We start from the raw sequence: 18,992 nt of genomic DNA on the forward strand, positions 1-18,992 counted from the left end.
CGATTCGCGCGCAGGGCGCGCTCCTACAAGGGGACGGGGCGGCGGCCCGTTCAGAAATCGTGGATCTTCGGGTACTGCTCGAACAGCTCGCGCATGTCGTCCAGGGCCTGGGCCATGCGTTCGTCGCTGCATTCGGCGCCCATGCACAGGCGCACCGCGCGCGGCCGCGGCGTGCCGCGGACCATGAAGGGGTCCGGCGAGGTCACGGCGATGTGCCGGTGGCGCAGCTCGCGCACCAGGCTGTCCAGCTCCCAGTGCTCGGGAATGCCCATCCAGCAGCTCAGGGCCTGCGGCGCATGGCCCAACAGGTGTTCGGCGAAGCGCTCGGCCACCAGCGCCTGGCGCGCCGCCAGCAGGCGCCGCTGGCGTTCCACCAGGGCCTGGGCGTTGCCGTTGTGGATCCAGCGCGTGGCCACCTCGGCCAGCAGCGGCGCGGCCATCCAGCTGTTCACCCGCAGGATGCTCTCGGTGCGCAGGGCCAGGCGCCGCGGCACCACCAGGTAGCCGATGCGCAGGCCGGTGAGCACGCTCTTGGTGAAGCTGGTGCAGTAGAACGACAGCTCCGGCAGGTAGTGGCTCAGCGGCGGCGCGCGGCCTTCGCCCAACAGCGGGCCGTAGACGTCGTCCTCGATGACGTAGACGCCGAAGCGCTGGGCGATGGCGGCGATCTCCCGGCGCCGGGTGTCGCTCATCAGGCTGGAGGTGGGGTTGTTCAGGTTGGGCGTGCACACCAGCGCGGTGACGCGTTCGTTGGCGCAGAGGTCCTCGAAGTGCTCCGGGTCGATGCCCTCGCGGTCGACCTCCACGCCCTTCAGGGTGAAGCCGAGCACCTGGGAATTGCCGATCACCCCGTGGTCGGTGAGCTGCTCGCAGAGCACCACGTCGTCCGGCCCGGCCAGGGAGGCGAGGGCGATGAAGATGGCGTGGGCGGCGCCGTTGGTGATCAGCAGGTCGTCGCGCTCGCAGCGTAGGCCCTGCTGCGCCAGCCACTGCGCCGCCGCCTCGCGGTGGCCGTCGAAGCCGGCGATCGGCCGGCAGGCGCGCATCCACGGCTGGTCCGTCTCCTGCGCCAGTTGGCGGCAGGTGTCCTGCCACAGGCGGTCGTGCTCGTCGGTGTGGACGATGCTGGCCATGGAGAAGTCCACCAGCGCGCGCTCGGGGTGGTCGAGCATGTAGCGCGACACGCCCTCGGTCATGCGCCGCGAGACGAAGCTGCCGCGGCCCACCTCGCAGCGCACCAGGCCCTGGCGCTCCAGTTCCTTGTAGGCGTTGGTCACCGTCTGCACGCTGATGCCCAGGCCATCGGCCACCTGGCGCTGCGGCGGCAGGCGCTGGCCGTCGTGCAGGCGGCCCTGTTCGATTTCCGTGGCGATGGCCTGGACCAGCGTCTTGTACTTGGATTCGCCGACCCGCAGGCCGGCCAGCGCGTGGCGCCAGCTTTGCATGATGGGCATTCCCCTTCGACCTCGGCACAGGGTGATGGATCAGGGCATTTCCATGGATTGTCCTAGTGCAATTCCGGCGCCGGAAAGCCTTTTGTATGCTCGGGCCGACCAGCCGCCCATGCCGCCGCCCCCGCGGCACAAGGCCGGCGCAGAAAAAAGCCATGGATGGGCGCGTCGCGACAGGCGGTTTTTTCCGCCGCGACGGCGCCGATCGGGAACAGCCGCAAGGCCGGACGGCTTAGTCTGCAACGCAACCAATGCCCTCTGTCGGGGCAGTACTTCGGAAGGCCCGCCCGGCGGGTCCCAACATAAGAACAACAGTCGCACGACATCGCTACCTGCCATCCACCGCCGCGTCCCAACACCACAACAAGGCCGGCACGAGAAGATCAGGAGATCCGAAGATGAGTACCGCCCCCCTTTCCCTCCATCGCCTGGGCCTGGCCTGTACCCTGCTGGCGGGCCTTGCGGCCAGCTTCGCCAGCCAGGCCGAGACCACCCTGGAACGCATCCAGAGCACCGGCACGGTGCGCATCGGCTACGCCAACGAGGCGCCCTTCGCCTACACCGAGACCTCCGGCAAGGTCACCGGCGAGTCGCCGGAGATCGCCACCAAGGTGTTCACCGCCATGGGCGTGAAGAAGGTCGAGCCGGTGCTCACCGAGTGGGGCGCGCTGATCCCCGGGCTGCGCGCCGGGCGCTTCGACGTGATCGCCGCCGGCATGTACATCACCCCGCCGCGCTGCCGGCAGGTGATCTTCACCGACCCGCACTACCAGATTCCCGACACCCTGCTGGTGAAGCGGGGCAACCCGAAGAACCTGCACAGCTACGCCGACGTCGCGAAGAACCCGGACGTGCGCCTGGCGATCATGTCCGGCACCGCCGAGCTGGGCTACGCCCGCGCCGAGGGGGTGAGCGACGAGCAGATCGTCCAGGTCCCGGACACCACCGCGCAACTGCAGGCGGTGCGCGCCGGCCGCGCCGACGCCAGCGTCGGCACCGCGCTGACCATGAAGGGCCTGGCGGCCAAGGGTGGCGACAGCGTCGAGGCCATCGCCAACTTCAAGGACGACCCGGCGCACATCGGCTACGGCGCCCTGGCCTTCCGCCCGGAAGACAAGGACCTGCGCGACGCGGTGAACCAGCAGTTGAAGAAGTGGCTGGGCAGCGACGAACACCTGCAGACGGTCAAGCCGTTCGGCTTCGACAAGTCCAACCTGACCGACAAGAGCGCCGCCGAGCTCTGCAAACAGTGACCGCAGGGGGCCCCGCCCCCTCGGCCGTTCCGTCGAACCTGTCGATACGGGATGCGCAACATGGGTGAATTGCTTCCACTGCTGCTGGAGGGCGCCTGGGTCACCGTCCAGGTCACCTTCTTCGGCTCGCTGCTGGCGGTGGCGCTGGCCATCGTCGCCGCCCTCGGCCGCCTGGCGCCGTGGCCGGCGGTGCGCTGGCTGGCCATCGGCTACATCGAGCTGTTCCGCGGCACCTCGCTGCTGGTGCAGCTGTTCTGGCTGTTCTTCGTACTGCCGCTGCCGCCGTTCAACCTGGAACTGGGCGCCTACACGGTGGCCATCCTCGGCCTGGGCCTGCACATCGGCGCCTATGGCGCGGAGGTGATGCGCGGGGCCATCGGCTCGGTGCCCAAGGGGCAGTACGAGGCCGCGCTGGCGCTGAACATGACGCCGTTCACGCGCTTTCGCCGGATCATCCTGCCGCAGGCGCTGCTGTGCGCCATACCGCCGGGCACCAACCTGCTGATCGAGCTGCTGAAGAACACCTCGCTGGTGTCGCTGATCACCCTCTCGGACCTGACCTTCCGCGCCCGCCAGCTGGACCAGGCGACCTTCGAGACGCTGAAGATCTTCACCCTGACCCTGGTGCTGTACTTCGCCATGGCCCAGGCCATCGTCTTCCTCATGCGCCGCCTGGAACGCCGGCTGGGGCATGGGCGCATCCGGGGAGGCCTGTGATGAAGTTGTTCGACTGGCAATTCGCCTGGCAGATCCTGCCGCAGCTGCTGCACGCCTCGCTCAAGACCATCGGCATCACCCTGGTCGGTTTCGCCCTGGCGGTGGTCTTCGGCCTGCTCTTCGCCCTGGCCCGGCGCAGCCGGCACTTCTGGCTGTCGTGGCCGGCGGCCTGGCTGATCGAGTTCATCCGCAGCACGCCGCTGCTGATCCAGGTGTACTTCCTGTTCTACGTGCTGCCCAGCTACGGGCTGAACATGACCTCGCTGGTGGCCGGCACCCTGGGCATCGCCCTGCACTATGCCTGCTACACCGCCGAGGTCTACCGCGCCGGCCTGGAGTCGGTGCCGCGCGGGCAGTGGGAGGCGGTCACGGCGCTGAACTTCTCGCCGTGGCGGGCCTACCGCCAGGTGATCCTGCCCCAGGCCATCCGCCCGGTGCTGCCGGCGCTGGGCAACTACCTGATCGCCATGTTCAAGGACACCCCGGTGCTCTCGGCGATCACCGTGGTGGAAATCATGCAGCAGGCCAAGAACATCGGTTCCGACAGCTTCCGCTACCTGGAGCCGATCACCCTGGTCGGGGTGTTCTTCCTGCTCATCAGCATCAGCCTGGCCGGCGTGGTCCGCCAGGTGGAAAAACGCACGGCACTGCCATGAAAGCGCCCACCGGAGGAAACCCCATGACCGTCCTGTCCATGACCACCCGGCCGCTGGCCGACGAGGCCCCGCGGGCACAGACCGCCCAGCCGATGGTGCGCTTCCGCGACGTGTGCAAGAGCTACGGCAGCTTCAGCGTGCTGAACCACCTGAACCTGGAGGTGGGCGCCAACGAGAAGGTCGCCATCATCGGCCCCAGCGGCTCGGGCAAGTCGACCCTGCTGCGCGCCCTGATGACCCTGGAGAGCATCGACAGCGGGGCGATCGAGGTGGACGGCGAGCCGCTCACCCACCAGTTGCGCAACGGCGAGCCGGTGCGCGCCTCGGAAGCCCACGTGCGCCGCGTGCGCGGCAAGATCGGCATGGTGTTCCAGAGCTTCAACCTGTTCCCGCACATGAGCGCGCTGAAGAACGTGATGGAAGCGCCGGTGCAGGTGCTGGGCATGCGCCGCGACGAGGCCCGCGAGCGCGCCGTGGAACTGCTGGAGATGGTCGGCCTGGGCAACAAGCTGGAGCACTACCCCTCGCAGCTCTCCGGCGGCCAGCAGCAACGCGTGGCCATCGCCCGCGCCCTGGCCATGCGGCCGAAGGTGATGCTGTTCGACGAGGTGACCTCGGCGCTGGACCCGGAGCTGTGCGGCGAAGTGCTCAACGTGGTGCGCCGGCTCGGCACCGAGCACAACCTGACCATGCTGATGGTCACCCACCAGATGGGCTTCGCCCGCGAGTTCGCCGACCGCGTGTGCTTCTTCCACCAGGGCAGCATCCTGGAACAGGGGACGCCGGAGCAGCTGTTCGGGCACCCGCAGCATGAGCGGACGCGGTGTTTCCTGAGTGCGGTGAACGAGGCGAGTTGAGGGGGGTGCTTTTCGTAGGATGGGTTGAGCCTTGGCGAAACCCATGCGGTCGTGGTGATGGGTATCGCTTCGCTCAACACCATCCTACGGGCGGTGTGTTTGCCGGAGGGCGTAGGAGCGCGCCCTGCGCGCGATTCGCGGGCAAAGCCCGCGCCTATGGTGTCAGAGAGCAGGTTCCCCAGCCCACCACAGTAGCCACTCTCAGTCGGAATCGACGAAACGCAGGCCGGCGCCCTCGGCGTCGGTGCGCATGACTTCCATCTCCAGAACCGGCGCTTCCATGGGCAGGTCCTGCACCTGGCCGTGCACGCGGGTGCCGGGAGCAAGCCCGGCCAGCGCTGCGTGACGCACGTAGACGCCGCCGTCGGAGAGGTCACGGGTGTGGCCGATGACCTCGCCGAAGCTGGGATGGACGATCTTGATCCTGCACTTCATCGGGGTACGCGGGTACTGCCTCTGATTCGCCATGCTCGGCATCCGTCCGGAATGTCAGCGGCATAGTCGGCCCGATCCGCCGCCGCCGGTCAAGCGGCCAGTTGCCCCAGCAGCCAGAGGTTGGCGCCGCTGATGACCACGAAAAGCAGCCAGGCCAGCGCGCGGGTCGGCCAGCGGTTGGCGAATTCGCCCATCAGCGCGCGGTCGCTGGTGAAGCGGATCAGCGGCCAGAGCGCGAAGGGCAGCTGCAGGCTGAGCACCACCTGGCTGAACACCAGCAGCTTGCCCACCGCCCTGTCGCCCATCAGCATCACCCCCAGCAGCGCCGGGATCAGCGCCAGGGCGCGGGTGATCAGGCGGCGCTGCCAGCAGGGGATCTTCATCTGCAGGAAGCCTTCCATGATCACCTGGCCGGCGATGGTGCCGGTGAAGGTGGAGCTCTGCCCGGAGGCGAGCAGGGCGACGCCGAAGAGGATGGCGGCCAGGCCGGCGCCGACCAGGGGTTCGAGCAGGCGGTAGGCGTCCTGGATCTCGGTGACGTCGGCGTGCCCGGTCTCGTGGAAGGCCGCGGCGGCGAGGATCAGGATGGCGGCGTTGATCAGCAGCGCCAGGCTCAGCGAGACCACGGTGTCCAGCCGCGCCAGGCGGATCGCCGAGGCCTTGCCCTGGCTGCCGGCCACCGCGCGGGTCTGCACGATGGAGGAGTGCAGGTAGAGGTTGTGCGGCATCACGGTGGCGCCGAGGATGCCGATGGCCAGGTACAGCGGCTCGCGCTGGCTGAGGGTGTCCAGGCTGGGCACGAAGCCGGCGGCGACGTCCGGCCAGTACGGCTTGACCAGCACCAGCTCGACCACGTAGCAGGCGCTGATGGTGATGATCAGCCCCAGCATGATCGCCTCCAGGTGACGGAAGCGCTGGCCCTTGAGGCCGAGGACGATCAGGGTGTCGAGGGCGGTGAGGAGGATGCCGCCGGTGAGGTTCACCCCCAGCAGCAGGTGGAAGGCCAGGGCGCAGCCGAGCACCTCGGCCAGGTCCGTGGCGACGATCGACAGCTCCGCCAGCAGCCACTGGGCCTTGGCCATGGCCGGGCTGTAGCGCTGCCGCGAGAGCTGCGCCAGGTCCTGGCCGGTGACGATGCCCAGGCGCATGGCCAGGCACTGCAGGACCATGCCGGCGAGGCTGGACAGCAGCACCACGTAGAGCAGCTGGTAGCCGAAGCCGGAACCGGCCTCGATGGCCGTGGCCCAGTTGCCCGGGTCCATGTAGCCGATAGAGACCAGCAGGCCGGGCCCGGCGAACTGCAGGATGCGCTTCCACAGCGGCGCGCTGGGCGAAACGACGACGCTGCCCCTGACCTCGGAAGGGCAGAAGGGCGCGGTGGCGGTAGTCGGCAATCCCCACATGTCAGTTCAATACCACCTGGCTTCGCCTTCCGGGCGCTTCTTGAAGCGCTTCATGGTCCACATGTACTGGCTCGGGTAGTCGCGCACGTAGCGGGCCAGCTCGCGGCTCAGGGCGGCGACCGAGACTTCCATGTCCTTGTCGTACATGTCCGCCGGCGCGGCTTCGAGGATCACCTTGTAGCCGCTGCCGTCGGGCAGGCGCACGGCGTGAAAGAACACCCCGCGCGCCTTGCCGCGCGACAGCAGCGATGGCACGAACTTGCTGGTCAGCGCGGTGGTGCCCAGGTAGGGCACGAACAGCCCCGAGCCCAGGTCCGGCTCCGGGTCGCACGGGATGCCGACGCAGCCGCCGCGCCGCACTTCCTTGATCACGCTGATGATGCCTTCGGGGGTCGACGGCGCCACGCGGTTGCCCAGCTGCACGCGCTGCTTCTTCAGCAGCTCGTCCACCGCCTTCAGCTTCGGCGGGCGGTAGAAGATGATCGGCTTGGCGTAGGAGCAGTAGAAGTGGTTGAGCACTTCCCAGTTGCCCAGGTGGCTGGTGATGCCGACCAGGCCGTCGCCGGAGGCCAGGGCCTCTTCCAGCACCTCCATACCCTCGACCTCGCGGATGTACTGCAGCGACTTCTGCGGCGGCCAGATCCAGGCGCAGGCGCTCTCGGTGAGGGTCCTGCCGATGTCCATCAGGCTCTGGCCCAGCAGCTTGTCCAGCTCCGCGGCGGACAGCTCGGGGAAGCAATGCGAGATGTTGATGCGCGCCACCTCGCGGGAGCGGTTGGGCAGCTTCCACATCAGCCAGCCGATGGCGGCCCCCAAGCCCTGCACCGCCCGCCAGGGCAGCATGGCGAACAGGCGCAGCCCACCCACCACCAAGGCACCTTTGAATTTCTCCACGGAATGCTCCTTCAGCCGAATGCGCACATTCTAACCAGCGGGCATGGGCGAAGGCGAAAGGCGCGCGGCAATGGGGGCGATAGAAACAGCCTGAATCCACGCACCGGGTGATCCGGCCATGCCTTTTCTTTCCATGTAGGAGCGCGCCCTGCGCGCGAATCGCGGGCAGGGCCCGCTCACGATCGTAGGATGGGTGGAGCGAAGCGATACCCATCGCCATGGCCGCATGGGTTTCGCCGAGGCTCAACCCATCCTACGAAGAGCGCGTGGAAGCGAATTCCGTCCGCAGTCAGGACAGCTCCGCGTAACGGTCGCAATCGGTGGTGTGGTCCATCACCATCCCCGTGGCCTGCATGAAGGCGTAGCAGATGGTCGGCCCAACGAAGGTGAAGCCGGCCTTCTTCAGGGCCTTGCTCATGGCCTCAGCCTCGGGCGTCACCGCCGGGACGTCGCCGCGGCCGCTGAAATGGTTGACCTTCGGCTGGCCGCCGACGAAGGACCAGAGGAATTCCACCGGCTCGGGCAGTTCCAGCCAGGCCCGGGCGTTCTGCCGCGCGGCCCTGAGCTTGGCCAGGTTGCGGATGATGCCCGCATCCTGCATGCGCTGCTCGATCTCCTCGTCGCTCATGCGCGCCAGGCGTTCGGGGTCGAAGCCGAACAGCACCTCACGGTAGCGCTCGCGCTTGCGCAGCACGGTGATCCACGACAGCCCGGCCTGGGCGCCTTCGAGCACCAGCATTTCGAACAGCGCCTGCGGGTCTCTCTGCGGCACGCCCCACTCGGTGTCGTGGTAGGCGATGTACAGCGGGTCGTCGTTGCACCAGAAGCAGCGGGGCATGGCGGTCGTCCTGACGGGGCGAAGGGAAGTCCCACTATAGCCGGAATACTGTATGAAGATACAGTCAAATGCCCGCTTCCCGGCGTTTGCGAATTCATCCGAAAACGTGCGCGCACCCCAAGCGGTACGCGGCTTCGGGTATACTGCGGGGTTTTCGTCGCATACCCAGCACAGGTGAAATTCGTGAGCCAGACTACGCCCGCCGTGCGCACCTTCCAGGACCTGATCCTCGCCCTGCAACAGTACTGGGCCGACCAGGGCTGCGTGGTGCTGCAGCCCTACGACATGGAAGTTGGCGCCGGCACCTTCCATACCGCCACCTTCCTGCGCGCCATCGGCCCGGAGACCTGGAACGCCGCCTACGTGCAGCCCAGCCGCCGCCCCACCGACGGCCGCTATGGCGAGAACCCGAACCGCCTGCAGCACTACTACCAGTTCCAGGTGGTGCTCAAGCCCAACCCGGAGAACTTCCAGGAGCTCTACCTGGGCTCGCTGAAGGCCATCGGCATCGACCCGCTGGTGCACGACATCCGCTTCGTCGAGGACAACTGGGAATCGCCGACCCTCGGCGCCTGGGGCCTGGGCTGGGAAATCTGGCTGAACGGCATGGAAGTCACCCAGTTCACCTACTTCCAGCAGGTCGGCGGCATCGAGTGCTACCCGGTTACCGGCGAGATCACCTACGGCCTGGAACGCCTGGCCATGTACATCCAGGGCGTCGACTCGGTGTACGACCTGGTGTGGGCCGACGGCCCGTTCGGCAAGGTCACCTATGGCGACGTGTTCCACCAGAACGAGGTGGAGCAGTCGACCTACAACTTCGAGCACGCCAACGTCGAGAAGCTGTTCGAACTGTTCGACTTCTACGAAAGCGAAGCCAACCGCCTGATCGAGCTGCAGCTGCCGCTGCCGACCTATGAGATGGTCCTCAAGGCCTCGCACACCTTCAACCTGCTGGATGCGCGCCGGGCCATCTCGGTGACCGAGCGTCAGCGCTACATCCTGCGCGTGCGCACCCTGGCCCGTAACGTGGCGCAGAGCTACCTGCAGGCGCGCGCGCGCCTGGGCTTCCCGATGGCCACCCCCGAACTGCGTGACGAAGTACTGGCCAAGCTGAAGGAGGCCGAATAATGAGCGCGAAGGATTTCCTCGTCGAACTGGGCACCGAAGAGCTGCCCCCCAAGGCCCTGAAGAGCCTCGGTGAAGCCTTCCTGGCCGGCATCGAGAAGGACCTTAAGGCCGCAGGCCTGACCTACTCGGCCGCCCGCTACTATGCCGCGCCGCGCCGCCTGGCCGTGCAGATCGACCAGCTCGCCGTGCAGCAGCCCGACCGCACCGTCAACCTCGACGGCCCGCCGCTGCAGGCCGCCTTCGACGCCAGCGGCAACCCGACCCAGGCCGCCCTGGGCTTCGCCAAGAAGTGCGGCGTGGACCTGGCGCAGATCGACCAGAGCGGGCCCAAGCTGAAGTTCAGCCAGAGCATCCCCGGCCAGCCGGCCGTGGGCCTGCTGCCGGGCATCGTCGAAACCTCGCTGAACGACCTGCCGATTCCCAAGCGCATGCGCTGGGCCGCCCGCCGTGAAGAGTTCGTGCGTCCGACGCAGTGGCTGGTGATGCTGTTCGGCGACGAGGTGGTGGAGTGCGAGATCCTCACCCGCAAGGCCGGCCGTGAATCCCGTGGCCACCGCTTCCACAACCCGGACAACGTGCTGATCTCCAGCCCCGCCAACTACCTGGAAGACCTGCGCAGCGCCCACGTGCTGGCCGACTTCGCCGAGCGCCGCGAAATCATCGCCAAGCGCGTCGCCGAGCTTGCCGCCGAGCAGAAGGGCAGCGCCATCGTGCCGCCGGCCCTGCTCGACGAAGTGACCGCCCTGGTCGAATGGCCGGTGCCGCTGGTGTGCTCCTTCGAGGAACGCTTCCTCGCCGTGCCCCAGGAAGCGCTGATCACCACCATGCAGGACAACCAGAAGTACTTCTGCCTGCTGGACGCCAGCGGCAAGCTGCTGCCGCGCTTCATCACCGTGGCCAACGTGCAGAGCAAGGCGCCCGAGCACATCGTCTCGGGCAACGAGAAGGTCGTGCGCCCGCGCCTGACCGACGCCGAGTTCTTCTTCAAGCAGGATCAGAAGCAGCCGCTGGAGCGCTTCAACGAGCGCCTGAAGAACGTGGTGTTCCAGGCCCAGCTCGGCACCGTGTTCGACAAGGCCGAGCGCGTCTCCGCCCTGGCCGCCTTCATCGCCGAGCGCATTGGCGGTGATGCGAAGAACGCCGCCCGCGCCGGCATCCTCTCCAAGTGCGACCTGGCCACCGAGATGGTCGGCGAGTTCCCGGAGATGCAGGGCATCGCCGGCTACTACTACGCCACTGCCGGTGGTGAAGCCAACGACGTCGCCCTGGCGCTGAACGAGCAGTACATGCCGCGCGGCGCCGGCGCCGAGCTGCCAAGCACCCTGACCGGCGCCGCGGTGGCGGTGGCCGACAAGCTCGACACCCTGGTCGGCATCTTCGGCATCGGCATGCTGCCCACCGGCAGCAAGGACCCGTACGCCCTGCGCCGCGCCGCCCTGGGCGTGCTGCGCATCCTCATCGAGAAGCAGCTGGACCTCGACCTGGGCGAGACCATCGCCTTCGCCGTCGGCCAGTACGGCGACAAGGTCAAGGCCGAGGGCCTGGCCGCCCAGGTGCAAGACTTCATCTTCGACCGCCTGCGCGCGCGCTACGAGGACGAAGGCGTGGACGTCGCCGTGTACCAGGCCGTGCGCGCCCTGACGCCGACCGCGCCGCTGGACTTCGACCAGCGCGTGCAGGCCGTGCAGGCCTTCCGCCAACTGCCCGAAGCCGAGGCCCTGGCCGCCGCCAACAAGCGCGTGTCCAACATCCTCGCCAAGGCCGAAGGAGAGGTGCCGCAGAGCGTGAATGCCGGCCTGCTCAACGAGGCCGCCGAGAAGGCCCTGGGCAGCGCCGTGGCGGCCGCCGAAGGCGAAGTGGCGCCGCTGGCCCGGGCGCGCGACTACCGCGCCGCCCTGGCCCGCCTGGCAGCCCTGCGCGCGCCGGTGGACGCCTTCTTCGAGGAAGTCCTGGTCAACGCCGACGACAGCGCCGTGCGCGCCAACCGCTACGCCCTGCTGGCGAAGCTGCGTGGGCTGTTCCTCGGCGTCGCCGATATCTCTCTGTTGGGGTAATGGAGCTGGAGGCTGGAAGCCTGAAGCTGGAAATTCTTCCCGCTTCAAGCTTCCGGCTTCAAGCCTCTGGCTAAAGCTATGAAGTTATTGATCGTCGACCGCGACGGCGTCATCAACCAGGACTCCGACGCATACATCAAATCCCTCGACGAGTGGATTCCCATTCCCGGCGCCATCGCCGCCATCGCCCGCCTGAGCAAGGCCGGCTGGAAGGTCGCGGTGGCCACCAACCAGTCCGGCATCGCCCGCGGCTACTACGACCTGGCGACGCTGGAAAGCATGCACGCGCGGCTGCGCGAACTGGTGGCGGAGCAGGGCGGCGAACTGGGGCTGATCGTCCATTGCCCCCATGGACCCGACGAAGGCTGCGAGTGCCGCAAGCCGAAGCCGGGTATGCTCAGGCAGATCGCCGCGCACTACGACGTTCCGCTCAAGGGCGTATGGTTCGTCGGCGACACCCGGGGTGACCTGGACGCCGCCCTGGCCGTCGACTGTCAGCCCGTGCTGGTGAAAACCGGCAAGGGCGAACGTACCCTGGCCAAACCGCTGCCCGAAGGCACGCTGGTCTTCGACGACCTGGCCGCCGTCGCTTCCCACCTCTTGCCCTAAGGACCCGCTGACCATGTCGACAGTGCAGGCCACCAGAACCGTTCTTTTCTACCTGCTGCTGTCCGCCAGCGCCTTCCTCTGGGGCACCCTCAGCCTGCTGATCGCACCCTTCCTGCCGTTCCGCGCGCGCTACCGCTTCGTGGTCCAGCGCTGGTGCCGCTTCGCCGTCTGGCTGGCCTGGCACATGGTCGGCGTACGCTACCGCCTGAGCGGCCTGGAGAACATCCCGCAGAAGCCCTGCGTGATCCTCTCCAAGCACCAGAGCACCTGGGAGACCTTCTTCCTCTCCGGCTACTTCGAGCCGCTGAGCCAGGTGCTCAAGCGCGAGCTGCTGTTCGTGCCCTTCTTCGGCTGGGCCCTGGCCCTGCTCAGGCCCATCGCCATCGACCGCAGCCAGCCCAAGCTGGCCCTCAAGCAACTCGCCAAGCAGGGCCACGAGCGCCTGCAGCAGGGCGCCTGGGTGCTGATCTTCCCGGAAGGCACGCGCATCCCCACCGGCGAGCTGGGCAAGTTCTCCCGCGGCGGCGCGGCCCTGGCGGTGAACGCCGGCCTGCCGGTGCTGCCCATCGCCCACAACGCCGGCCACTGCTGGCCGAAGAACGGCTGGGCCAAGCACCCGGGCACCATCGAAGTGGTGTTCGGTCCGGCGATGCACGCCGAAGGCGAGGGCCCGCGCGCCATCGCCGAACTCAACCAGCGCGCCGAGGAATGGGTGGCGCGGACGCTGCGCGAGATGGGCGAGTTGCCGGCGCAGGCAACCCCCAAGGCCGACGTGGCCTGAGACGGATAACCCAGCTGTAGCGAACAGGGCCCAAAGGGCCCTGTTTTCGTTTCTGGCGCACGATGAGGCGATACGGCAACCATCCCCTGGATTTTGTCCGATACGCCCTCCACGCGCGTCCCAGGCGGCCTATAAGCTCAAGGGCAGGCCCCAGGGAAGAGCGCTCGCCATGCCACCGATCGAACCGCGTCCAGCCACCTCCATCCTGCTTCTGCGCGAAGCGGAGGAGGGCACGGGGCTGGAAGTCTTCATACTGCTGCGCAATCCCCAGGCGGCCTTCTGCGGCGGCGCCCTGGTGTTTCCCCGGTGGCAAGGTGGAGCAGGCCGACGGCCATGCGCGGCTTCGGCAGCACTGCCTGGGCGCGGATGCCCTGGACGACGACGAACTGCGTTTTCGCGTAGCGGGGCTGCGCGAGCTGTTCGAGGAGAGCGGCATCCTCCTGGCACGGCGCGCGGGTAGCGAGCAGCCTTGGCTTGAGGAAATTGGCGGCATCCGCCATCTGTGTATTCCCGAGGATGCAGGCTACCCCGAGGCGGTCTTTCCGCTGCGGCCTGGTGCGGGGTTCTGAATCCGTTTTCCGCATAAACGCCCTCCTTGGCCGGAGAGCGGCTTCGGAGCAAGCCCAACAATTGCCCTAATGGCGTTTCCTATAGGGAAGAGGCGTGAACCCGATTCTCCGCCCCGACCTCGCCATATCCCGGAAAAAAGAAACGTAGGGCGCATAACGCCTACGGCGTTATCCGCCGAATCGCGGACAGAGTGTCCTACGGAGTCTCCTCGTAGGATGGGTTGAGCGAAGCGATACCCATCACCGCAACCGCATGGGTTTCGCAGGCTCAACCCATCCTACGAAGAGCACCTCGGCGCGACCGGCAAGGTTGCTCCTACGGTTCAGGGAAGCACGGGCGTAGGAGCGGACTCCGTCCGCGATTGGCCTCACCAGCCCCGCCGAACGCCCCGGTGGCACGGCCAACGGCGGATAACCGCGAACGGTTATGCGCCCTACGCGCTCCTTCGCTCGCGAGAGTGACGGGGACGATCAGGCGCTTCAGGACGACGCCGAACTCTCCGACTGCTCCGAACAACCCCCTCTCCCTCTGGGAGAGGGCTGGGGTGAGGGAGCGGAACCAGAGCCAGGATGCCTTCGCTGAACCATGGCAGAGCCTAAAAACAGCATTACAACCACCGCTCGGCAATTTGGCTTTATGGTAATGATTTGCCGTCAGGCCCACGACCTGATGGCCGATGAGAGGTCGAAAGAAGGTCGTTTCATTGTGAAGGTCGATAAGGATCAGTTGGAACATTTGCGGGCGGAGAACGCTCGCTTGATCGAGCTACTGGAAGCCCATGGCATCGACTGGCGCCTGCCTGACGGCCGACCGAGCCGTCCCCCGACGCCAACCAAGCAACTCGATACGGACGCAAAGCTGGCGCTCTTCAAACGTCTATGTGCTGGGCCTGACAGCCACACCGATACGCCGGGATGGCCAGCAGCCGATTATCTTCATGCAGTGCGGGCCGATACGGCATACGGCGGCCAGGCCCGAAAGCGCCCCTGTCGATCTGCTCGTACTACCGCGGTGGTCGTCCAGGCCGATCGTTACGCAAGAAGGGGCGGGTATCCAGGAGGTCTTCCTGCTGATTGCCAGGGATACAGAGAGGACGGAGCGCATCGTTGCCGAGGTGGTTGCTGCCTTCAACCAGGGGAGGAAGATCCTGGTGCTGACGGAGCGAACGGACCATCTCAATGCGCTCGAGGAAAGATTGCCTGGGCAGATCAAGAATCTGTTCGCACTGCATGGCCGGCTTTCCAGGAAACAGCGTGCAGCCCTCATGGAGGGGTTGGCGGCCCTGCCCGCCGATGCACCCCGGGTAATCCTGGCCACCGGCAAGCTGGTAGGCGAAGGCTTCGATCATCCGCCCCTGGATACGCTCATACTGGCCATGCCGGTCTCCTGGAAGGGAACGCTTCAACAGTATGCGGGGCGGCTCCACCGTGAACATTCGAGCAAGGCTGACGTGCGCATCATCGACTTCGTCGACGCAGGGCACCCTGCCTTGCTTCGGATGTGGAGCAAGCGGGAGGCAGGTTATAGAGCCATGGGCTATCGCTTTGCGGAGGCATCCAGTTCCCTGGAGCTGTTCGGCCCGGCCATAGCCATCGACGACAATATAGCGACTAGACAAGCCAAGGCTGCAGAAGCCCGGATGATTCACGCTCGATCACCGAGCAACGCCAGTAGCAACCATTCTGGCGACCAGCCATAAAAAACCCCGGCAGACCTTTCGGAGAGCCGGGGTTTTCAAGAGCAGCAGGGCAGCAGTTAACGTCTAGCAGGATATCCGTTCAATGTTGTCAGCCCTCAATTGCTCCACCAGTCACACGTCCAGGTTCGACACCGCCAGGGCGTTGCTTTCGATGAAGTCGCGGCGCGGCTCCACGGCATCGCCCATCAGGGTGTTGAAGATCTGGTCGGCGGCGATGGCGTCCTCGATGGTCACCTTCAGCATGCGGCGGACGTTCGGGTCCATGGTGGTTTCCCACAGCTGGTCCGGGTTCATCTCGCCGAGGCCTTTGTATCGCTGGATGCTGTGGCGCTTGGTGCCTTCGGCCATCAGCCATTCCAGGGCTTCCTTGAAGCTGGAGACCGGCCGCTTGCGCTCGCCCTTCTGCACGTAGGCGCCTTCTTCCATCAGGCTGTTCAGCTTGGCGCCCAGCTCGGTGACCGAGCGGTAGTCGTTGCTGGCGAAGAAGTCGCGGTTGAAGGTCACGTAGTTGGACAGGCCGTGGGCGACCATCTCCACCTCAGGCAGCCACAGGTGGCGCTCGCGGTCTTCGCGCAGGCTGGCGGTGTAGGTCAGGCCGGACTTCTCGGAAGTCTTCAGGCGCGCCTGGTACTGCTCCAGCCAGGCCTGCATGGCGGCCTGGTCGCCCAGCTGCTCGACGTCGATGCGCGGCAGGTAGACGAAGTGCTCGGTCAGGTCCTGCGGGTACAGGCGCGACAGGCGGGAGAGGGTACGCATGACGGTGCGGTACTCGTTGACCAGCTTCTCCAGCGCTTCGCCGGACAGGCCCGGGGCGCTTTCGTTGACGTGCACGCTGGCGTCTTCGAGGGCCGACTGGGTCATGTATTCCTCCATGGCCACGTCGTCCTTGATGTACTGCTCCTGCTTGCCTTTCTTCACCTTGTACAGCGGCGGCTGGGCGATGTAGATGTAGCCACGCTCGACCAGCTCGGGTAGCTGGCGGAAGAAGAAGGTCAGCAGCAGGGTACGGATGTGCGAACCGTCGACGTCAGCATCAGTCATGATGATGATGTTGTGGTAGCGCAGCTTGTCGATGTTGTACTCCTCGCGCCCGATGCCGCAGCCCAGCGCGGTGATCAGGGTGCCGACCTCCTGGGAGGACAGCATCTTGTCGAAGCGAGCCTTCTCGACGTTGAGGATCTTGCCCTTGAGCGGCAGGATCGCCTGGGTCTTGCGGTTACGGCCCTGCTTGGCAGAACCGCCCGCGGAGTCACCTTCCACGATGTACAGCTCGGAGAGGGCGGGGTCCTTCTCCTGGCAGTCGGCGAGCTTGCCCGGCAGGCCGGCGATGTCCAGCGCGCCCTTGCGGCGGGTCATCTCGCGGGCCTTGCGCGCGGCTTCGCGGGCGCGGGCGGCGTCGATCATCTTGCCGACCACGGCCTTGGCTTCGTTGGGGTTCTCCAGCAGGAAGTCGGCGAAGTACTTGCCCATTTCCTGTTCCACCGCGGTCTTCACCTCGGAGGACACCAGCTTGTCCTTGGTCTGCGAGCTGAACTTCGGATCCGGCACCTTCACCGAAATGATCGCGGTCAGGCCTTCACGGGCGTCGTCGCCGGTGGTGGCGATCTTGTATTTCTTCGCCAGGCCTTCCTGCTCGATGTAGTTGTTCAGGTGGCGGGTGAGGGCAGAGCGGAAGCCCGCCAGGTGGGTACCGCCGTCACGCTGCGGAATGTTGTTGGTGAAGCAGAGGATGTTCTCGTTGAAGCTGTCGTTCCACTGCAGGGCGACTTCCACGCCAACGCCGTCTTCCTCGCGCTGGGTGTTGAAGTGGAACACCTGGTTGACGATGTTCTTGTTGGTGTTCAGATACTCGACGAAGGCGCGCAGGCCACCCTCGTACTTGAACAGCTCTTCCTTACCGGTACGTTCGTCGCGCAGCAGGATGCCCACGCCGGAGTTGAGGAAGGACAGCTCGCGGATGCGCTTGGCCAGGATGTCCCAGCTGAAATGGATACTGGTGAAGGTCTCGTTGGAGGCCTTGAAGTGCACCTCGGTACCCGAGCCATCTGTCTCGCCCACCGGGCGCAGCGGGAACTGCGGCACGCCGTGACGGTAGATCTGCTCCCATACCTTGCCTTCGCGGCGGATGGTCAGGCGCAGCTCCTCGGAGAGCGCGTTCACCACGGACACACCCACACCGTGCAAGCCACCGGAAACCTTGTAGGAGTTGTCGTCGAACTTACCGCCGGCGTGCAGCACGGTCATGATGACCTCGGCCGCGGAAACCCCTTCTTCCTTGTGGATATCGACCGGAATGCCACGGCCGTTGTCGCGTACGGTGATCGACTCATCGGTGTGGATGGTGACGCTGATCTCGCTGCAGTAGCCAGCCAGGGCCTCGTCGATCGAGTTGTCCAGCACCTCGAACACCATGTGGTGCAGGCCGGTGCCATCGTCCGTGTCGCCGATGTACATACCCGGACGCTTGCGTACCGCGTCCAGCCCCTTCAGCACCTTGATGCTGTTAGAGTCGTACGTGTTGTTCTCGCTCATTCTTCACTCCCGAGGGTGGTCTGAGAGACATGCCCATGTTCCACGTGGAACATCGCAACCGGCGTGTCCGTTCGCCAGCCGTCCTTCAAAGGTTCAGGGTCGACACAGGTGATGAATACCTGGCAACCCAAGTCTTCAAGCAACCGGCACAACGAACGCCGGTGCTTTTCGTCGAGTTCCGAGGGCAGGTCGTCCACCAGGTAGACGCACTGTCCTCGCTTGGCCTGATTGATCAGGTGCCCCTGGGCAATACGCAGGGCGCAGACCACCAGTTTCTGCTGCCCCCGCGACAGGATCTCCGCCGCGTTATGCCCGCCCAGGCGAATTCGTAGATCGGCTCGCTGCGGTCCAGCCTGGGTATGTCCCATCTGCTGGTCGCGCAACAAGCTGCCGTTCAATACCTCGCTCAGCTCGCGATCCTTGTCCCAGCCGCGGTAATAGCTGAGGGTGAGCTGGTCCAATTGGATCAACTCGCCCAGCGTCTGTTCGAAGACCGGTTTGAGGGCCTGGATATAGGACCGCCGATAGCCATCGATTTCGTCGCTGGCAGTACACAATTCGCGGTCCCACGCAGCCTGCGAAGCACCGTCCAGTCTACCATGTCGGAGCCACGAGTTCCGCTGGCGCAGCGCCTTCTGCAGCCGCTGCCAGGCGACCATGAAGCGTTGTTCCACGTGGAACACTCCCCAGTCGAGGAACTGCCGACGAATCTTCGGCGCGCCTTCCAGCAGGCGGAAGCTGTCCGGGTTGATCAGTTGCAGCGGCAAGGTTTCCGCCAGCTGCGCAGTGCTGCGCGCATTCTGGCCGTCGATGCGAATTTGGAAATCGCCCTGGCGCTCCCGGGACACACCCAGGTTGCTGGTCATGCCATTGGCCAGCTGAACCTGGCCGAAGACGGTGCAGGCGGCCTGTTCGTACTGGATGACCGGTTGCAGGCGCTGGCTGCGGAAGGAGCGGGCAAGGCCGAGCAGGTGGACGGCTTCGAGCACGCTGGTCTTGCCGCTGCCGTTTTCGCCGTAGAGGATGTTGATGCGAGGGGAGGGGGAGAAGGTCACCGGGTGCAGGTTGCGCACCGCGGTGACCGAGACGCGGGTCAGTGACATTCAGTGAAG

General features: G+C 66.1%; 16 protein-coding genes and 1 pseudogene. 10 read left to right on the top strand and 7 right to left on the bottom strand.

The window, feature by feature from the left end:
* Positions 1 to 50: 50 nt before the first annotated feature.
* Positions 51 to 1,445, bottom strand: coding sequence for a PLP-dependent aminotransferase family protein (locus IG194_RS13280; RefSeq protein ID WP_058489687.1), 1,395 nt, complete (start codon positions 1,443 to 1,445; stop codon positions 51 to 53).
* Positions 1,446 to 1,849: 404 nt separating this feature from the next.
* Here IG194_RS13280 and ehuB point away from each other — a divergent pair, with 404 nt between their 5' ends.
* The 4 genes from ehuB to ehuA are packed head-to-tail and all read left to right on the top strand — an operon-like array spanning position 1,850 to position 4,934.
* Positions 1,850 to 2,704, top strand: a complete 855-nt coding sequence (ehuB, locus tag IG194_RS13285) for an ectoine/hydroxyectoine ABC transporter substrate-binding protein EhuB (protein WP_058487940.1) — start codon at positions 1,850 to 1,852, stop codon at positions 2,702 to 2,704.
* Positions 2,705 to 2,764: 60 nt separating this feature from the next.
* Complete coding sequence (gene ehuC, locus IG194_RS13290; protein ID WP_009614465.1) at positions 2,765 to 3,421, top strand: ectoine/hydroxyectoine ABC transporter permease subunit EhuC; 657 nt, start codon at positions 2,765 to 2,767, stop codon at positions 3,419 to 3,421.
* Entirely contained in the window at positions 3,421 to 4,077 is a 657-nt protein-coding gene (ehuD, locus tag IG194_RS13295) for an ectoine/hydroxyectoine ABC transporter permease subunit EhuD (RefSeq protein ID WP_009614464.1), read from the top strand. Before ehuC ends, ehuD begins: the two co-directional genes overlap by 1 nt.
* A gap of 23 nt (positions 4,078 to 4,100) precedes the next feature.
* Positions 4,101 to 4,934, top strand: a complete 834-nt coding sequence (gene ehuA, locus IG194_RS13300; RefSeq protein ID WP_058487941.1) for an ectoine/hydroxyectoine ABC transporter ATP-binding protein EhuA — start codon at positions 4,101 to 4,103, stop codon at positions 4,932 to 4,934.
* Between the two features lie 201 nt (positions 4,935 to 5,135).
* Here the strand turns inward: ehuA and IG194_RS13305 are convergent, their stop codons facing one another.
* From IG194_RS13305 to IG194_RS13320, 4 genes are all read right to left on the bottom strand, one after another.
* Entirely contained in the window at positions 5,136 to 5,402 is a 267-nt protein-coding gene (locus tag IG194_RS13305) for a PilZ domain-containing protein (protein ID WP_009614462.1), read from the bottom strand.
* A 56-nt stretch (positions 5,403 to 5,458) separates the two neighbouring features.
* Entirely contained in the window at positions 5,459 to 6,772 is a 1,314-nt protein-coding gene (locus tag IG194_RS13310; protein WP_058487942.1) for an Nramp family divalent metal transporter, read from the bottom strand.
* 6 nt (positions 6,773 to 6,778) lie between these two features.
* Positions 6,779 to 7,666: a lysophospholipid acyltransferase gene (locus IG194_RS13315; protein WP_009614460.1), complete on the bottom strand. Its 888-nt coding sequence runs from the start codon at positions 7,664 to 7,666 to the stop codon at positions 6,779 to 6,781.
* A gap of 289 nt (positions 7,667 to 7,955) precedes the next feature.
* Entirely contained in the window at positions 7,956 to 8,504 is a 549-nt protein-coding gene (locus IG194_RS13320; RefSeq protein WP_058487943.1) for a DNA-3-methyladenine glycosylase I, read from the bottom strand.
* Positions 8,505 to 8,687: 183 nt separating this feature from the next.
* Between IG194_RS13320 and glyQ the strand changes: the two genes are divergently transcribed.
* The 6 genes and pseudogenes from glyQ to IG194_RS13350 form a co-directional block, all read left to right on the top strand.
* Positions 8,688 to 9,635 (top strand): glycine--tRNA ligase subunit alpha, encoded by a 948-nt coding sequence (glyQ, locus tag IG194_RS13325; protein WP_058487944.1) that lies wholly within the window; start codon positions 8,688 to 8,690, stop codon positions 9,633 to 9,635.
* Entirely contained in the window at positions 9,635 to 11,689 is a 2,055-nt protein-coding gene (glyS, locus tag IG194_RS13330; RefSeq protein WP_192353652.1) for a glycine--tRNA ligase subunit beta, read from the top strand. Before glyQ ends, glyS begins: the two co-directional genes overlap by 1 nt.
* Positions 11,690 to 11,767: 78 nt before the next feature.
* Positions 11,768 to 12,298 carry a D-glycero-beta-D-manno-heptose 1,7-bisphosphate 7-phosphatase gene (gene gmhB, locus IG194_RS13335; protein WP_058487946.1) on the top strand — a complete coding sequence of 177 codons (531 nt, stop codon included), beginning with the start codon at positions 11,768 to 11,770 and terminating at the stop codon, positions 12,296 to 12,298.
* Between the two features lie 13 nt (positions 12,299 to 12,311).
* Positions 12,312 to 13,079 (top strand): lysophospholipid acyltransferase family protein, encoded by a 768-nt coding sequence (locus IG194_RS13340; protein WP_009614452.1) that lies wholly within the window; start codon positions 12,312 to 12,314, stop codon positions 13,077 to 13,079.
* A 314-nt stretch (positions 13,080 to 13,393) separates the two neighbouring features.
* Positions 13,394 to 13,648, top strand: a complete 255-nt coding sequence (locus IG194_RS13345; protein WP_141679799.1) for a hypothetical protein — start codon at positions 13,394 to 13,396, stop codon at positions 13,646 to 13,648.
* 878 nt (positions 13,649 to 14,526) lie between these two features.
* Positions 14,527 to 15,222, top strand: a pseudogene (locus tag IG194_RS13350) (DEAD/DEAH box helicase); the annotation flags it as partial.
* Between the two features lie 237 nt (positions 15,223 to 15,459).
* Here IG194_RS13350 and gyrB read toward each other — a convergent pair.
* Together gyrB and recF are read right to left on the bottom strand one after the other, a co-directional pair.
* A complete protein-coding gene (gene gyrB, locus IG194_RS13355) occupies positions 15,460 to 17,880 on the bottom strand; it encodes a DNA topoisomerase (ATP-hydrolyzing) subunit B (protein WP_043313934.1) in 2,421 nt (806 codons plus the stop codon).
* Positions 17,877 to 18,983, bottom strand: a complete 1,107-nt coding sequence (gene recF / locus IG194_RS13360; RefSeq protein WP_058487949.1) for a DNA replication/repair protein RecF — start codon at positions 18,981 to 18,983, stop codon at positions 17,877 to 17,879. The genes gyrB and recF overlap by 4 nt, the downstream gene beginning before the upstream one ends.
* Positions 18,984 to 18,992: the final 9 nt, after the last annotated feature.

It is taken from the genome of Pseudomonas sp. ADPe (assembly GCF_014843515.1).
GTDB classification, from domain to species: domain Bacteria; phylum Pseudomonadota; class Gammaproteobacteria; order Pseudomonadales; family Pseudomonadaceae; genus Pseudomonas; species Pseudomonas citronellolis.

What these genes read in the sequence shown, in the direction of transcription:
- IG194_RS13280 (WP_058489687.1), bottom strand. Translation starts at nt 1,445, where the DNA reads ATGCAAAGCTGGCGCCACGCGCTGGCCGGCCTGCGGGTCGGCGAATCC.
- ehuB (WP_058487940.1), top strand. Translation starts at nt 1,850, where the DNA reads ATGAGTACCGCCCCCCTTTCCCTCCATCGCCTGGGCCTGGCCTGTACC.
- ehuC (WP_009614465.1), top strand. Translation starts at nt 2,765, where the DNA reads ATGGGTGAATTGCTTCCACTGCTGCTGGAGGGCGCCTGGGTCACCGTC.
- ehuD (WP_009614464.1), top strand. Translation starts at nt 3,421, where the DNA reads ATGAAGTTGTTCGACTGGCAATTCGCCTGGCAGATCCTGCCGCAGCTG.
- ehuA (WP_058487941.1), top strand. Translation starts at nt 4,101, where the DNA reads ATGACCGTCCTGTCCATGACCACCCGGCCGCTGGCCGACGAGGCCCCG.
- IG194_RS13305 (WP_009614462.1), bottom strand. Translation starts at nt 5,402, where the DNA reads ATGGCGAATCAGAGGCAGTACCCGCGTACCCCGATGAAGTGCAGGATC.
- IG194_RS13310 (WP_058487942.1), bottom strand. Translation starts at nt 6,772, where the DNA reads ATGTGGGGATTGCCGACTACCGCCACCGCGCCCTTCTGCCCTTCCGAG.
- IG194_RS13320 (WP_058487943.1), bottom strand. Translation starts at nt 8,504, where the DNA reads ATGCCCCGCTGCTTCTGGTGCAACGACGACCCGCTGTACATCGCCTAC.
- glyS (WP_192353652.1), top strand. Translation starts at nt 9,635, where the DNA reads ATGAGCGCGAAGGATTTCCTCGTCGAACTGGGCACCGAAGAGCTGCCC.
- gmhB (WP_058487946.1), top strand. Translation starts at nt 11,768, where the DNA reads ATGAAGTTATTGATCGTCGACCGCGACGGCGTCATCAACCAGGACTCC.
- IG194_RS13340 (WP_009614452.1), top strand. Translation starts at nt 12,312, where the DNA reads ATGTCGACAGTGCAGGCCACCAGAACCGTTCTTTTCTACCTGCTGCTG.
- gyrB (WP_043313934.1), bottom strand. Translation starts at nt 17,880, where the DNA reads ATGAGCGAGAACAACACGTACGACTCTAACAGCATCAAGGTGCTGAAG.
- recF (WP_058487949.1), bottom strand. Translation starts at nt 18,983, where the DNA reads ATGTCACTGACCCGCGTCTCGGTCACCGCGGTGCGCAACCTGCACCCG.